Here is a 14,019-nt window from a genome sequence, read left to right as displayed (position 1 = left end):
GAATTCAGTCGAGACCGTATTCCTTGATCTTGTAAAGCAGGGCACGCAGGCTGATTTCAAGCAGCCGGGCAGCCTGGGTACGATTGCCACCGGTCTCTTGCAGGGCCTTGGTGATGTACTCGATCTCCAGGCGCCGCGCCGCCTTCTTCAGGGAAAAGTCCCCCTCCAGGGCGCGCGGATGACGCCGTGCCTCCTCCGGCAACGCCGCCACCACCAGCTCCCCGCGCGGACTGAAGATCATCGCCTTTTCCAGCACATTGCGCAGCTCACGGACATTCCCCGGCCAGGCATAGGCCGATAGCCTGGCGCTCGATTCCGCATCGAGGAGTGGCGCCTGCCGACCCTCCCGCAGCGCGATCTCTTCGAGGAAATGACGGGCCAGCAGCGGGATGTCGGCCGGGCGCTCGCGCAGGGGCGGCAACCCCAGTTCGACCACCGCCAGCCGGTAATAGAGGTCGCTGCGAAACCTGTTTTCGTCTATGGCGTCGCGCAGGTCAACGGCACTGGCCGCGACCACCCGGGTATCCACCGGTCGTGACTTGGTGGAACCGACCGGCCGGACTTCCCCCTCCTGCAGCACCCGCAGCAGTTTCGGCTGCAGGTCGAGGGGAAGTTCGGCGATCTCGTCGAGGAAGAGAGTACCGCCGCTGGCGGCGGCGAAAATCCCCTCCTTGGTGCGGTCGGCGCCGGTAAAGGCGCCCTTGACGTGACCGAAGAGTTCGCTCTCGAGAATGCCGGCGCCGATGGCGCTGCAATTGATGGCAAGGAACGGCCCTTGCCGCCGGGGGCTCTCACTGTGCAGGGCGCGTGCAATCAATTCCTTGCCGGTCCCGGTCTCACCGCTGATCAGTACCGGCGAGTCGCTGGCGGCGACCCGGCGCACCGTATCGAGGACCTTGCGCATCTGCGGGCTGGTGCAGACGATATCCTCGATGGAAAACTGCCCCTCGCGTTTGGCCAGGACTTCCTTGAGCTGGAGGTTCTCCCGCTTCAGGCGCAGGCGCTCTTCTGCCTTGCGCAGGGTGAGGGTCACCTCGTCGGGCTTGAAGGGCTTGGAAATATAGTCGTAGGCCCCGAGTTTCATGCATTCGATCGCCGTATCGACCGTGCCGTAGGCGCTCATCATGATAATGCAGAGGGCGATCCGCCGTTGCGCCACCTCGCGCAGGAAGGCACGCCCATCCATCTCGGGCATGCGGATGTCGCACAGGGCGAGCTCGAAGGGCTCCTGTTCAAGAAGTTCCAGCGCCTGACTTCCGCTCGCCGCTTCGCTGATCTGGAAATCCTCCTTCTCCAGCACCAGCCGCAACATGTGGCGCATCGCGGGCTCATCGTCAATGATCAACAGCTTCTTCATCGGGCCTGTCATGACGCCTCCGGCTCCATCGCTCGCAATTTCAGGACAAAACGGCTCCCCTGCCCCGGGGTCGACTCGACATCGATGGTCCCACCGGCCTCTTCGAGAATCCGGTGGCAAACCGCCAGTCCCAGGCCCCGCCCCTTGTCCGGCGCCTTGGTGGTGAAAAAAGGATCAAAAATCTTCGAGACCTCTTCCGCTGTCATACCACACCCCTGGTCGGCCACCGCCAGCCAGACCCAGCCGTCGCTGGTGCCGCCGCTGAGCTGAATCACCCCGCCGGGGGTTGACGCATCGACGGCGTTGAGGACCAGGTTGATCACCACCTGCAACAGTTTATGGGGGGCCGCGTGCACGGGGGGCAGCTGTTGCGGCAGAGCGCTGGTGTCGAGGGTGACATCACGCAGGGCGTGCTGCAGGGTAAGCCGCTCCAGCCCTCCCCTTGCCAGATCGGCGAGATCGACCGCTTCCAGAATGCCACCGGGCGGCGCCGCGTAATCGAGCAGGTCCCTGACCAGGCGATCGATGCGGCCGACTTCGCCGAGGGCATGTCCGAGGATCTCCCGCGACCGGCCGGAGCGCTCCTCCCCTTTGAGAATCTCCAGGTAACCGACGACGGCGCCGAGGGGATTGCCGATTTCGTGGGCCATGCCGGCGGCAAGGTGCCCCACCGAGGCCATCTTTTCCGAGCGGATCAGGTCATGGCGCGTCTGCGACAGGGCGATGTTGCTCTCCTGCAGCAGGCGGTTGCGCTGTTCCAGGTCGTTACGACTCTCCTGCAACGCTGCCAGCATTTCATTGAAGGAGTCGGCCAGGGCGGCAATTTCTTCGGGTCCGGTCGCCTCCAGACGCTGATCAAGGTTGCCGGCGGCGGCCTGCCGGGTCGATTCCATCAGGCTGCGGACCGGGCGCACGACGTTGCGTTCGAGCAGGGAAAAGCCGAAAAGAACCAGGACCGTGCCGTAACAGAGGACGTAAAGCAGCACCAGCTGATGGGTCTTTACCAGCCGCTGCCGGATATCCTCCAGGGTGAACTGTACCTGCAGCGCCCCGATAAACTTCCCCGCCGCAAAGAGCCCCCCGGTCACGGTCACATCGACCGGCTCCCGGGAGTAAAAGGGGAGCAGCAGCCCCTGGTAGCGCACCCGGACCAGCGGCTCCCCCTCCAGGCGACTCAGTTGGAGATCGGCGCTCGTGCCAAGCGGGCTGCCGCCGGCGCTGAAGGCCGCGACCTCCTGCAGACGGCTGTCGACAATCTGCCAGCTCACCAGGGCCGGGTCGACACCAAGCCGCCGCAACAAAGCCTCGGCGCTGACGAGCCGGGATGTCCCCGGGCCCGCGTAATCGGGGACAGAAGCGACACCGGTTGCCAGGCTCACCACCGATCGCGCGCGGGAGACCCGTTCGGCGAGGAGTTCCTTCTCGGTCATCTTCAGCAGCAGAAAACTGCCCAGCAGAAGCGCTGCACCGACCAGCAGAATGATATTGAGGATTATTTCGAGGCGTAGCCCGGTTTTCCGGCTCATCGGCGTTTGAACGTCCCCATGGTGCGAATTGTATTCGGCCTAGCGAGTAGCGGCAAAGATAGCACAGCCCGACCTCCCTGTGAAGTCGTGATAATCAAGAGAAGTCCACGACTTAGCACGCACGTGGCAAAACCTTGGCAAACGGTGGCAATTCGCGTCGGGAAGTGCTAGCATGGCGCGGTCAATTTTCTTCCCCGGAGGTGGTCCCATGGCCCGAATCCCCGTCGTCGACCAGGAGAGCTGCATCAGCTGCGAAGTCTGCACCCACATCTGCCCCGAGGTCTTTCGCATGACCGGGGGAGAGGGGCACGAGCATACCCACGGTGAACACAAGTCGGAGGTTTACAATCCGACCGGCGCCCCCGAGGCGATCATCGAACAGGCGATGGATGCCTGCCCCGCCGCCTGCATCTACTGGCAGGACTGACAGCGGAAATCCACGTGCTGCCATCTGCTGCCTGACCGCGTGAACTTTCCCCGCAACATCCGCCTCCTCTACCTCTTCTCGGCGTTGAAGATGGCCCTCTTTCCGATGGCCATCATCACCCTCTTCTGGAAAGACCGGATCGGCCTCTCCCTGGCCGAAATCCTGCTGCTGCAGGGCTGCTTCTCCCTCGCCACCCTGCTGCTCGAATACCCCTCCGGTTACCTCGCCGACCGTCTCGGCTACCGCTACACCCTGAGCCTCGCCGCCGCCATCGGCATCGCCGGCTGGAGTCTCTATACCGTGGCCGCCTCGTTTGCCGCGGTGCTGGCGGCGGAGCTGCTCCTCGGCTGCTCCTACGCCTTCATCAGCGGCTCCGACAGCGCGCTCCTCTTCGAAACCCTGCGGACGCAGCAGCGGGAGGAGGAGTATGCCCGCTTTGATGGCCGCATGACCGGCTGGGGCCAGGGCGGCGAGGCCCTCGCCGCGCTCTTTGCCGGGCTCCTCTACGCCTGGCAGCCCCTCAGCCCGTTCCTGCTGCAAATCGCTGTCTGGGGGATTGCCTGGCTGGTGACCCGGTCACTGCGGGAGCCGCCCTATCAGGCGACTGCCCCAGGGTCGTCCCATCTGGGGGCGGCGCTGCGCACCTGCCGCTATGCGCTCCTGGAAAACCGCCGTTTGCGCGCCACCCTCCTCTTTTCCATGGTCCTCGGCGTCGCTTCCTTCTACCCGGTCTGGCTGATCCAGCCCTTCATGCAGGAGTGCAACGTCCCCCTCGCCTGGTTCGGTCCGATCTGGGCGGCGGCCAACCTGACGGTTGCCCTCTTCTCCTTCGCCGGCCAGCGCTTTCATTTCCAGCTCGGTGAGCGCGGACTCTTCCTGCTCTACCTCGGACTGATTCTCGCCGGCTACCTCGGCCTCGGCCTGACCCACGCCCTCTGGTCCTTTGCCTGCTACTTCCTCCTCACTGCCATGCGCGGACTGCAGGGGCCCCTGTTGCGCCACCACCTGCAACGGGACAGCACCCGGGAGAACCGGGCGAGTATCCTTTCCCTCAAGTCCCTCGGCTTTCGCCTCCTCTTTGTCGTCACCGGGCCGCCGATCGGCTGGCTCGCCGATCGTTATGGGCTCAGCTCCACCTTCCTGTTGGTCGGCCTGCTGCTGGTCCTGGCACTGATTCCGCTCGGGGCCACCTTTTTAACCACCCGCCCGGCCGCCCCCTGAAACAAACAGCCCCGGGGGTGGCTTGCGCCGCCCCCCGGGGCTGAGTCAAAAGCGGAAGAAGTTGGCCACCGGGCACCGCCGGCGAAGCAGGCCGGCTTGTGCTATTATTGCCCTGTTCTCATCCCCGGCGAGGAGCGTTGCATGAAACCCCTGCGCGGCCTTTTTCTGTTCCTGCTCACCTCGTTACTGCTGGCTGCAACCGGCTGCGGCCGACCGGCCAAGACTCCGGAAACGAACGGCCGCATCGGCTACGAGATCGACGCGACCCTCGGTTTTGCCATCGAACATCCGCAGAGCTGGATACGCAGCGTCCAGCCCGACCGCAACCGGCAATTGCCGACGGTCAGCTGGAGCGCACCCGGCGCCAGTCCGACAGCCCGCCTGGACGTGACCTCCCTGGCAACCGGTGAAGCGATCGGTGGCTTCGACCGTCTCCTCGCCCTCTTCCGGGCCGCTCACCCCGACTTTACCCTGACGGCACGCGAACCGGTTGAGCTGGAGGCGCCGGCGGAGAAGATCTCCGGCGCGACCCCGGAGCGCTCCTTTGAGGTCGCTTTGATCACCGGCCGCAGCCGCGCTTTCATCCTCGCCTTTTCGGCACCGCAAGAGGAGTTTGCCGAACAGCGCAAGATTTTCCAGGGGATGCTCGATTCCTTCAGGATTCTCCCCTGACCGGGCGCCGCGCCGCCCGCCGGGCCCGGGCTCCTTCCAGCAGCGCATAGAGAACCGGCACCACCACCAGGGTCAGCAGCGTCGCCACCGCCAGGCCGAAGATGACGGCCACCGCCATCGGTCCCCACCACTGGGCCGACTCCCCGCCAATCTCCCAGCTGAAACTCTTGAAATCGAAGCTCACCCCGACGGCCATCGGCAACAGGCCGAGGATCGTCGTCACCGCCGTCAGCATCACCGGCCGGAAGCGTACCAGTCCGGCCCGCACCAGGGCGTCCTGCAACTCCAGCCCCTGGCCGCGCAGCTGGTTGATGTAGTCGATCAGGACGATGGCGTTGTTGACGACCACCCCGGCGAGGGAGATCACCCCGATCCCGGTCATGATGATGCCGAAAGGGGTGGCGGTGAGGAGCAGGCCGAGAAAGACTCCGGAGAGGGAGAGGACGACCGAGGTCATGACGATGAAGGTCTGGCCGAGGGAATTGAACTGGGTCACCAGGACCAGAACAATGAGGAAGAGCGCGGCAATAAATGCCTTGGCGAGAAAGGCCGAGGCCTTCTGCTGCTCTTCCTGCTCGCCGGAGAAGTTGATCTTGTAACCGGCGGGGAGGGCCAAGCCGGCGAGACGGGCCTGGACCTCCTGCAGCACCTCGTTGCTGTTGCGGCCGAAGGTGTTGGCGGTCAGGGTCACCACCCGCTTCTGGTCGAGGTGGCGGATCGAACCGAAGCCGGTGGCGAGTTCGATGCGGGCGACGCTGGAGAGGGGGACCGGACCGCCGCTGCGGGAGGGGACCAGCAGGTTCTCGATATCCGCCGTCCCCTGGCGGCGCGCGGCGGGGAGACGGGCGACGATGTCGTACTCATCCTTCCCCTCGCGGTAGACCCCGAGCTTGCTGCCGCTGATCGCCGCCTTGACCGTATTGGAAATGGCGGCGGTCGACAGGCCGAGGAGGGTCGCCTTCTCGCGATCGACCAGCACCCGGATCTCGGGCTTGGCCTTGGTCAGGTCATCCTTGAGATCGACCAGTCCCGGCACCTCCTCAATCAGCCCCTTGGCCTGGTCGGCCAGCAGGCCGAGGGTGACGATATCCTCGCCGCTGAGCTCAATGCTGACCGGCGCGCCGGTCGGGGGGCCTTCCTTCTGTTTTTCCACCTTGAGTTCGGCACCGGAGAGTTTCGCCACCTGGGCGCGAATGCGCCCCAACACCCGGTTGGAGTCCTCGCGGCGGGAAGCCCGCTCGACGAAGTTGAGTGAAATCTTGCTCTGGTTGGCCGGGCTGCTGCCGTCGCCGCCGGCCTCGGCGCTCGCCGAGACCCCGACCTCGGCGATGGAGAATTCGATATCCGGCTCGTTGCGAGTAACGGCTTCGACCGCCCGGGCCAGAGCGTCGGAGGTTTCGAGATTGGCCCCTTCCGGCGCCTGGATCTCGACGTAGGCGTTGTTCGGCTCGGTATCGGGAAAGAGTTCGACGCCATGCCCCATCAGGCCATAGACGCCGCTGATCGTCACCAGGAAGAAGAGGGCGACGAAAACAGTCAGGGCGCGGTGCGCGAGGGCAACTTCGAGGGTGCGTTGGTAGGCGCGCAACAGCCAGGGATCCACAGTCGGTCCCCCCTTGCTGCCCGGGCGCAGGGTCATGAAGTTGGCGCAGATCACCGGGTTGATCACCAGGGCGACGAAGAGCGAGGCGGTCAGGGTGATGATCAGGGTGATCGGCAGAAACTTCATGAACTCACCCATGATCCCCGGCCAGAAGATCATCGGCAGGAAGGCGCAGAGGGTGGTCAGGGTCGAGCTGATCACCGGCCAGCCGACCTCGCTCACCGCCATGCGCGCGGCGGCGGTGCGGTCGGCCCCCTCCTGCACGTGGCGGTAGATGTTCTCGACGATGACGATGGCGTTGTCGACCAGCATCCCCAGCGCCAGGATCAGGCTGAAGAGGACCACCATGTTGAGGGTGATGCCAAAGGCCTGCAGAACGACAAAGGAGAGTAGCATCGAGAAGGGGATCGCCAGGGCGACGAAGATCGAGTTCATCACGCCGAGGAAGAGGAAAATCACCGCCACTACCAGGATCAGCCCGGTGAGGATATTGTTCTCCAGCTCCGAGACCATGCGCCGGATGTCCTTCGACTGGTTCATGGTCACCGCCAGCTCGATCCCGGGGGGGAGCTGGTCGCGGGCGGCCGAGAGGAGGGCGAAGACCTGGTCGGCGACGGCGATGATATTCTCCCCGGTGCGCTTCTTCACCGCCAGGGTGACGCTCTGGTTGCCGTTGAGACGGGCGTAGCTCTGCCGGTCCTCGAAGGTGTCCCGGACCGTCGCCACATCCTTGAAGTAGATCGGCCTGCCGTCACGGGCCACCAGCACCAGGTTGTCGATGATGGCGGGATCGGTGAATTCGCCGGGGACGCGCAGCAGGTACTTGCCGCGGCCGATGTCGATGCTGCCGCCGGGGATGTTGACGTTCTCCTGGCTGATGGCGGCAAGGATCTCGGTAAAGGAGAGCTGGTAGGCGGCCATCCGTTCCGGATCGAATTCGACCCGGATCTGCCGTTCCCGCCCGCCGGTCAGGACGACGTCGAGGACCCCGGGGATCTCCTCGATGCGGTCCTGCAACTCTTCGCCGACCCCCTTGAGGACCGCCTCGTTGACGTCGCCGGAGACCGCCACCATCAGGATCGGGAACTCGCTGAAGTTGATCTCGAGGATCGAGGGATCGTTCTCCAGGTCGTCGGGGAGATCCCCCTTCGCCTGGTCGACCTTGTCCCGCACCCACTGCAGGGCGTTGTCGATGTCGACCTTCGGGTTGAACTCGATGGTGATCATCGACGACCCCTCGGCGGAGACCGAGCGGATCTTTTCGACATCCTTGAGCCCCTTGAGCTTGCGTTCGATGGGGCGGGTGATGAGGGTTTCGATATCGGCGGGCGCGACCCCTTCATAGGAGGTGACGACCAGCACGTAGGGGATGGTGATGTCCGGCGTCGACTCCCGGGGGAGGGTCAGGTAGCTGTAAAGTCCGGCGACGATCGCGAAGAACATCAGGGTGAAGACGGTACTGCGATGGCCGATGGCGGCGTTGGAGAGGAGCATGCTGGTCTACTCCTCGACAGCGACGACGGCGACCACGGCGCCGTCGGCAAGGAGCTGCTGGCCGCTGACGATCACCCGCTCGCCACCTTCCAAACCGGTGTCGATGACCGCCTGCTGGCCGACCACCGCCAGGATGGTCACCTCGCGGCGCCGGGCGATGCCCCCCTCTTCGACGAAGACCAGGCGCGTCGCCTCCCGTTCCAGCAGCGCGTAGAGCGGAACCGCCAGGACCTGGTCGAGGGTCCGGCGCAAAAAGGTGGCACGAACAATCATGCCCGGACGCCAGTCGCCGGCCGGGTTGGCGACTTCCACGGTGGTGCGATAGGTGCGGGTCGCCGGATCGGGGTTGTAGGCGATATGGCGAATCGTGCCGGAACGCGCCCCCGGCGCCGTGCCGTTCAACACCGCGGGCTGGACCGTCACCGTCTGGCCGACGCGGACAAAAGGGACATCCTTTTCCGGCAGGTCGATCTGAACCTTGAGCCGGTCAACCTGGACCACCCGCGCCACCGGTGTCCCCTCGGCCACGTACTCGCCCCGCTCCACCAGGCGCCGGTCAAGAATTCCCGGCACCGGGCAGCTGATCGAACTCTTCGCCAGGGCGACCTGGCTGCGCTGCAGGGCCGCAGCGGCGACGGCATAGGAGCTTGCCGCGGAGTCGAGCTCCTGCTGGCTGGCGAAGCCGTCGCCGTGCAGCTGCCGCACCCGGTCGAGCTGCTTGCCGAGCAGATCGCAATCGGCCCGGGCCTGGTCGAGATTGGCCTTGGCCGTCTCCGGGTCGATGCGCAGGATTTCGGCGCCGGCGGCGAGCCGTGCTCCCTCCTCCGGACCGGTCCAGCGCACCGCGCCGGCCAGCTCGGCGGCCAGAGTCAGGTCCTGCCAGGCTTCGAGACTCCCCGGCAGGGTGAAGGTCTCGGCCAGGTCACTCCTCTTGACCGTTGCGACCTTGACGTTGACGACCTTTTCCGGTGCCCTGGCGCTGGCGGCGACGGGTGCGGCGCCATCGTCGCGGCTGCAGCCGGCCAGGGTGAGCAGGACAAGGAGACAGCTCCCGATCAACAGGTGAGATTTCATGACAGGTCCTTTGCTGTTGCAAAACGGTCAGCCGGCCGCAGCCCGAGGCCGTTGAGGGTCTGGAGCAGGACGGTTCGCAGGGAATTCTCGACCTCGTCTTCACTGGTCAGGTAACCGGTATACCAGCCCGACAGGGCGACCAGATAGAGGGCGTAGAGGTGGGCAGCGGTCAGAAACGGATCGTAACCCGGGGCGATTTCGCCGCGGGCACACGCCGCAGCGAGGAGTTCACCGAGGGCGGCCAGGTAGCGGGCATCGAGATCCCGGGCGCGGGCGGATGCGGCCGCCGCGGGGAAGGCTATTTCCCGGACCAGGATGCGGCCAAATTCACGGTTTCTGGTGGCATAGCGAAACTGGGCCAGGAACAGGTTCAACAGCCGGTCGACCAGGGGCGCGGCCGGGTCGCTCTCCTCGGCCAGGGAGCGGAAGATGAAATCGAGCTCGTCCTCGCAAAAGGCCAGAAAGATTTCCTCCTTGGTGCGGAAGTAGCCGTAGATCGTCCCCTTGCCGATGCCGGCGGTCCGGGCGAGGTCGCCGATGCTGGTGCGCTCGAAACCGCGGGCGGCAAAGAGTTCCACTGCCGCCGCCAGGATCGCTTGCCGTGTCGATCGCTTCTTGGTCTCCCGCAACCCGCTCATGGGACTCCTTTCGGTTCAACAGGGCCGCATGATATAGTTGCCATGAAACGCCGTCAATAAATTTCCGACCGCGGTCGACTTTTTGGACACTGTTTTATTTCAACTACTTGGAGCTACATTGGATCCGATAAAACTGCTGGAGAAATTCTACCCGCCGGGAACCCTGGCCCACCGCGCGCTGTTGAGGCACAGTCAGCGGGTCGCCGCCCATGCCGTTACCGTAGCGCGCCACCTGGCCGCGACCGTTGCGGTCGATGTCCAATTCGTCGAGGAGGCGGCGCTCCTCCATGATATCGGCATCCTCCACACCGATGCCCCGGAGATCGGCTGCTTCGGCTCCCTCCCCTATCTCGCCCACGCCAGCATGGGGCGGGAAATGCTCGAAGCCGAAGGGCTGCCACGCCATGCCCTGGTCTGCGAGCGCCACGTCGGGGTCGGCCTGACCGCGGCGGAAATCATCGCCCTCAGGCTTCCGCTGCCGCCCCGGGAGATGCTGCCGCTGACCCTCGAAGAAGAGATCGTCGCCTACGCCGATCTCTTCTATTCCAAGAACCCCGTCGAGCAGGACCGCCCGCGGCCGGTCGCCGAGGTCCGCGCCAAGCTGGCCGGGTACGGGGCCGAAAAGGTCACCGTCTTCGATCGCTGGCACGCCCGCTTCACCGCCTGATCCGGCACCGGGAGAAGGGAAGGTTTCCTGGCAGCGGGGGGCCCGCCGGGCATTGCATCTGCTAGAATTGGGACATGGAAAACTGGCTGATCAACCTCTTCGACTGGCTCCCCGATGGCTGGCGCTACTGCCTGCTGCTGGGGCTGGTCGCCTTTTTCGAGTCGCTGCCGGCCGTCGGCCTGCTGGTCCCGGGGAGCACCCTGATCCTCTTTGCCGGCTTTCTCGCCCTGCACGGCAAGGGGGCGATTGCCGCGGTCATCGTCTGTTCCGCCATCGGCGCCATCCTCGGCGATCTTTGCAGCTACTGGCTCGGCGCCCGCTCCGGCGTCGCCCTGCTGCAGTCGCCGCTGCTGCGGCGCCGCCTGGAGCTGGTCCGCCAGGCCGAACTCTTCTTCTCCGCCCATGGCGGCAAAAGCGTCTTCTTTGCCCGCTTTGTCGGGCCGGTACGCGGCCTCGTCCCCTTCATCGCTGGCTGCACCCAGATGCGTCCCGGCCTGATGACCGGCTACGTTCTCATCAGCGGCGTCCTCTGGGGCCTGGCCTATCCCGGCCTCGGCTATCTCGCCGGGGCGAGCTGGCAGCGGGTTGAGCTCTGGAGCGGCCGGTTCAGCCTGCTCATTGGCCTGTTGCTGGCGGTGACGGTACTGGCCGTATGGGGGCGCCGGAAGCTGGCGAAAAGACGGGAGCGGGGCGGGAGGAAAGCGTTGCACGGCGGCAAAAATTCACCTAAGATGCCAGCTGCCGAACCACCAGCCAAGGACGACCGCTGATGAATCTACGCCTGCCGGCCGAATGGGAGGAGCAGGATGGTATCCTCCTCGCCTGGCCCCATCCTGACAGTGACTGGGCCCCCTGGCTCTTTGATGTGGAGCCGGTCTTTATCGCCATCGCCGCCGCCGCCAGCCGTTACTGCCAGGTCCTGATCGTGGCGCCGCAACCCGGGCTGATTCCTGCCCGCCTCGAGGATGCCGGGGCGCGCATGGAGCGGCTGCGCCTCGCCACCCTGCCGACCAACGACACCTGGGCCCGGGATTTCGGTCCGATCACCGTCCTGGCGGAGGGGAAACCGCTCCTTCTCGATTTCGGTTTCAATGGCTGGGGGCTAAAGTTCCCGGCCGACCGCGACAACCAGGTCACCCGCCGCCTTGCCGAAGCCGGCTATTTCGGCCAACTGGAGCGCCGGGTACCGGGGCTGGTCCTCGAGGGGGGGAGCATCGAAAGCGACGGCAATGGTCTGTTTCTGACCACTGCCGAATGTCTGCTCGGTCCCAACCGCAACCCGCACCTCGACCGGCAGGGGCTGGAAGGGGAGTTGCAACGCTGGCTCGGCGCCAGTCACATCCTCTGGCTCGAGAACGGCTACCTGGCCGGCGACGACACCGATTCCCATATCGACACCCTGGCCCGGCTCTGTCCGGACAACACCATCGTCTATGTCAGCTGCCCCGACCCCGAGGACGAACACCATGCCGCCCTCGGCCGCATGGCGATGGAGCTCCAGCACCTGCGCAACGCCGCCGGCGAACCGTTCCGCCTCCTCGCCCTCCCCTGGCCGCAACCGATCTACGATGCGGCCGGAAACCGGCTGCCGGCGACCTATGCCAACTTCCTGGTGCTCAACGGCGCGGTGCTGGTGCCGACCTACGCCGACCCGGCCGACGCGGTTGCCCTCGCCATCATCGGCCAGGCCTTTCCCGGGCGGGATGTCATCGGCATCGACTGCCGGCCGCTGCTGCTGCAGCACGGCTCGCTCCATTGCGTGACGATGCAGCTCCCGGCAGGGGTACTGGCGAAGGGATAAAGACCAGGATTGGACCTCTTGGTCCTATCGGTCCGATAGTCCTATTTCACGAGGTGAACCCGATGACCAACCGCGAACTCACCATTGGCCTGGTTCAGCACGCCTGCGGCGATGACCGCGCCGCCAATATCGCGCGCAGCATCAGCGGCATCCGCGCCGCTGCCGAGCGGGGCGCCCGGCTGGTGGTGCTGCAGGAGTTGCATACCGGCCGCTATTTCTGCCAGAGCGAAGCGACCGAACTCTTCGATCAGGCCGAACCGATCCCCGGTCCATCGACGGAAGCCTTCGGCGCTGTCGCCCGGGAACTCGGGGTGGTGATCGTCACCTCTCTCTTCGAGCGCCGCGCCCCCGGGCTCTGCCACAACACCGCGGTGGTGCTGGAGGCGGACGGCTCCATCGCCGGCCGCTACCGCAAGATGCACATCCCCGACGACCCGGGCTACTACGAAAAGTTCTACTTCACCCCCGGCGATCTCGGTTTCACCCCGGTCGACACTTCCATCGGCCGTCTCGGGGTGCTGGTCTGTTGGGACCAGTGGTACCCGGAAGCGGCCCGCCTGATGGCCCTGGCCGGCGCCGAGCTTCTCATCTATCCCACCGCCATCGGCTATGACCCCGACGATAGCGACGATGAAAAGCTGCGCCAGCGCGAGGCCTGGATCATCGTCCAGCGCGGCCATGCCGTCGCCAACGGCCTGCCGCTGGTGGCCGTCAACCGCGTCGGCTTCGAACCCGACCCGGGCGGCGGGGCCGGCGCCCGCTTCTGGGGGAACAGCTTCGTCGCCGGCCCGCAGGGAGAGTTCCTCGCCCGCGCCGCCGAGGACGAAGAGGCCGTTCTCACCGTCAGCGTCGATCTCGGACGGAGTGAAACCGTGCGCCGCATCTGGCCCTTCCTCCGGGATCGTCGCATCGATGCCTATGGCGACCTGCTCCGGCGCTACCGTGACTGATCCAGCGAACCTGCCACCCCTCCCCGCCACGGTGCCGCAACGGGGAAACCGGCTGAGCCGCGCTCTCGGACGGTTCGCCATGCGCCGGCTCGGCTGGCGCCTGGCCGGCCCCTTTCCCGAGCAGTCGAAGCTGGTGGTGGTCGTCGCCCCCCACACCTCCAACTGGGACTTCATCGTCGGGATTGCTCTCGTCTTCGCGACCGGGCTCCATGCCAACTGGCTCGCCAAGCATGTCTTTTTTCGCCCCCCCCTCGGCCTCCTCGCCCGCTGGCTGGGCGGCATTGCGGTCGATCGCAGCAAGCGCAACGACCTCGTCGAGCAGACCACCGCGATCTATCGCCAGCGCGAGCGGATCTGGCTCGGCATCACCCCCGAGGGGACCCGCAAGAAGGTCGAACGCTGGAAGAGCGGCTTCTGGCACATCGCCAAGGCCGCCGGCGTGCCGATTGCCCTTTGTTATTTCGACTACCGGAAACGGGAGATCGGCTTCGGGCCGCTGCTGCTGCCGGGTGAGAATTACGAGGCCGACCTCGCCCGCATCCAGGCCTTCTACGCCGACGTCGCTCCGCGCCACCCCGAGAACTTCTGA

13 protein-coding genes are annotated in these 14,019 nt (G+C 65.6%); 8 read left to right on the top strand and 5 right to left on the bottom strand.

Annotation, left to right across the window (positions count from 1 at the left end):
• Nucleotides 1-4: 4 nt before the first annotated feature.
• Together DBW_RS06970 and DBW_RS06965 are read right to left on the bottom strand one after the other, a co-directional pair.
• On the bottom strand, nt 5-1,369 hold the full coding sequence (locus tag DBW_RS06970) for a sigma-54-dependent transcriptional regulator (RefSeq protein WP_197463745.1): 1,365 nt from the start codon (nt 1,367-1,369) through the stop codon (nt 5-7).
• Nucleotides 1,366-2,883 carry a sensor histidine kinase gene (locus tag DBW_RS06965; protein WP_066726204.1) on the bottom strand — a complete coding sequence of 506 codons (1,518 nt, stop codon included), beginning with the start codon at nt 2,881-2,883 and terminating at the stop codon, nt 1,366-1,368. Before DBW_RS06965 ends, DBW_RS06970 begins: the two co-directional genes overlap by 4 nt.
• 208 nt (nt 2,884-3,091) lie before the next feature.
• Here DBW_RS06965 and DBW_RS06960 point away from each other — a divergent pair, with 208 nt between their 5' ends.
• From DBW_RS06960 to DBW_RS06950, 3 genes are all read left to right on the top strand, one after another.
• Complete coding sequence (locus DBW_RS06960) at nt 3,092-3,310, top strand: ferredoxin (RefSeq protein ID WP_066726200.1); 219 nt, start codon at nt 3,092-3,094, stop codon at nt 3,308-3,310.
• Between the two features lie 39 nt (nt 3,311-3,349).
• A complete protein-coding gene (locus DBW_RS06955) occupies nt 3,350-4,531 on the top strand; it encodes an MFS transporter (RefSeq protein ID WP_231875398.1) in 1,182 nt (393 codons plus the stop codon).
• A 141-nt stretch (nt 4,532-4,672) separates the two neighbouring features.
• Nucleotides 4,673-5,203 carry a hypothetical protein gene (locus tag DBW_RS06950; protein ID WP_066726197.1) on the top strand — a complete coding sequence of 177 codons (531 nt, stop codon included), beginning with the start codon at nt 4,673-4,675 and terminating at the stop codon, nt 5,201-5,203.
• Here DBW_RS06950 and DBW_RS06945 read toward each other — a convergent pair.
• Genes DBW_RS06945 through DBW_RS06935 form a run of 3 tightly spaced genes read right to left on the bottom strand, consistent with a single transcriptional unit; the run spans nt 5,187 to nt 10,012 of the window.
• Nucleotides 5,187-8,300: an efflux RND transporter permease subunit gene (locus DBW_RS06945; protein ID WP_066726195.1), complete on the bottom strand. Its 3,114-nt coding sequence runs from the start codon at nt 8,298-8,300 to the stop codon at nt 5,187-5,189. The two genes, DBW_RS06950 and DBW_RS06945, sit on opposite strands and share 17 nt — an antisense overlap.
• A 6-nt stretch (nt 8,301-8,306) precedes the next feature.
• Nucleotides 8,307-9,374, bottom strand: a complete 1,068-nt coding sequence (locus DBW_RS06940) for an efflux RND transporter periplasmic adaptor subunit (protein WP_066726192.1) — start codon at nt 9,372-9,374, stop codon at nt 8,307-8,309.
• Nucleotides 9,371-10,012: a TetR/AcrR family transcriptional regulator gene (locus DBW_RS06935; RefSeq protein ID WP_066726190.1), complete on the bottom strand. Its 642-nt coding sequence runs from the start codon at nt 10,010-10,012 to the stop codon at nt 9,371-9,373. Before DBW_RS06935 ends, DBW_RS06940 begins: the two co-directional genes overlap by 4 nt.
• 118 nt (nt 10,013-10,130) lie before the next feature.
• Here DBW_RS06935 and DBW_RS06930 point away from each other — a divergent pair, with 118 nt between their 5' ends.
• The 5 genes from DBW_RS06930 to DBW_RS06910 all read left to right on the top strand — a co-directional run bounded on the left by DBW_RS06930 (nt 10,131) and on the right by DBW_RS06910 (nt 14,019).
• Nucleotides 10,131-10,679: an HD domain-containing protein gene (locus DBW_RS06930; RefSeq protein WP_066726189.1), complete on the top strand. Its 549-nt coding sequence runs from the start codon at nt 10,131-10,133 to the stop codon at nt 10,677-10,679.
• A gap of 74 nt (nt 10,680-10,753) precedes the next feature.
• Complete coding sequence (locus DBW_RS06925; RefSeq protein ID WP_066726187.1) at nt 10,754-11,449, top strand: DedA family protein; 696 nt, start codon at nt 10,754-10,756, stop codon at nt 11,447-11,449.
• Complete coding sequence (locus DBW_RS06920) at nt 11,449-12,480, top strand: agmatine deiminase family protein (RefSeq protein WP_066726184.1); 1,032 nt, start codon at nt 11,449-11,451, stop codon at nt 12,478-12,480. Before DBW_RS06925 ends, DBW_RS06920 begins: the two co-directional genes overlap by 1 nt.
• Before the next feature lie 62 nt (nt 12,481-12,542).
• Nucleotides 12,543-13,430, top strand: coding sequence for a carbon-nitrogen hydrolase (locus DBW_RS06915; RefSeq protein WP_066726180.1), 888 nt, complete (start codon nt 12,543-12,545; stop codon nt 13,428-13,430).
• Nucleotides 13,423-14,019: a lysophospholipid acyltransferase family protein gene (locus tag DBW_RS06910; RefSeq protein ID WP_197463744.1), complete on the top strand. Its 597-nt coding sequence runs from the start codon at nt 13,423-13,425 to the stop codon at nt 14,017-14,019. Before DBW_RS06915 ends, DBW_RS06910 begins: the two co-directional genes overlap by 8 nt.

It is taken from the genome of Desulfuromonas sp. DDH964, assembly GCF_001611275.1.
Classification (GTDB): Bacteria; Desulfobacterota; Desulfuromonadia; order Desulfuromonadales; family DDH964; genus DDH964.
The sequence above is the reverse complement of the archived record's forward strand: the minus strand, read 5'-3'. Positions and strand labels throughout refer to the sequence as shown.

What these genes read in the sequence shown, in the direction of transcription:
- DBW_RS06940 (WP_066726192.1), bottom strand. Translation starts at nt 9,374, where the DNA reads ATGAAATCTCACCTGTTGATCGGGAGCTGTCTCCTTGTCCTGCTCACC.
- DBW_RS06935 (WP_066726190.1), bottom strand. Translation starts at nt 10,012, where the DNA reads ATGAGCGGGTTGCGGGAGACCAAGAAGCGATCGACACGGCAAGCGATC.
- DBW_RS06960 (WP_066726200.1), top strand. Translation starts at nt 3,092, where the DNA reads ATGGCCCGAATCCCCGTCGTCGACCAGGAGAGCTGCATCAGCTGCGAA.
- DBW_RS06915 (WP_066726180.1), top strand. Translation starts at nt 12,543, where the DNA reads ATGACCAACCGCGAACTCACCATTGGCCTGGTTCAGCACGCCTGCGGC.
- DBW_RS06950 (WP_066726197.1), top strand. Translation starts at nt 4,673, where the DNA reads ATGAAACCCCTGCGCGGCCTTTTTCTGTTCCTGCTCACCTCGTTACTG.
- DBW_RS06965 (WP_066726204.1), bottom strand. Translation starts at nt 2,883, where the DNA reads ATGAGCCGGAAAACCGGGCTACGCCTCGAAATAATCCTCAATATCATT.
- DBW_RS06970 (WP_197463745.1), bottom strand. Translation starts at nt 1,369, where the DNA reads ATGACAGGCCCGATGAAGAAGCTGTTGATCATTGACGATGAGCCCGCG.
- DBW_RS06925 (WP_066726187.1), top strand. Translation starts at nt 10,754, where the DNA reads ATGGAAAACTGGCTGATCAACCTCTTCGACTGGCTCCCCGATGGCTGG.
- DBW_RS06920 (WP_066726184.1), top strand. Translation starts at nt 11,449, where the DNA reads ATGAATCTACGCCTGCCGGCCGAATGGGAGGAGCAGGATGGTATCCTC.
- DBW_RS06945 (WP_066726195.1), bottom strand. Translation starts at nt 8,300, where the DNA reads ATGCTCCTCTCCAACGCCGCCATCGGCCATCGCAGTACCGTCTTCACC.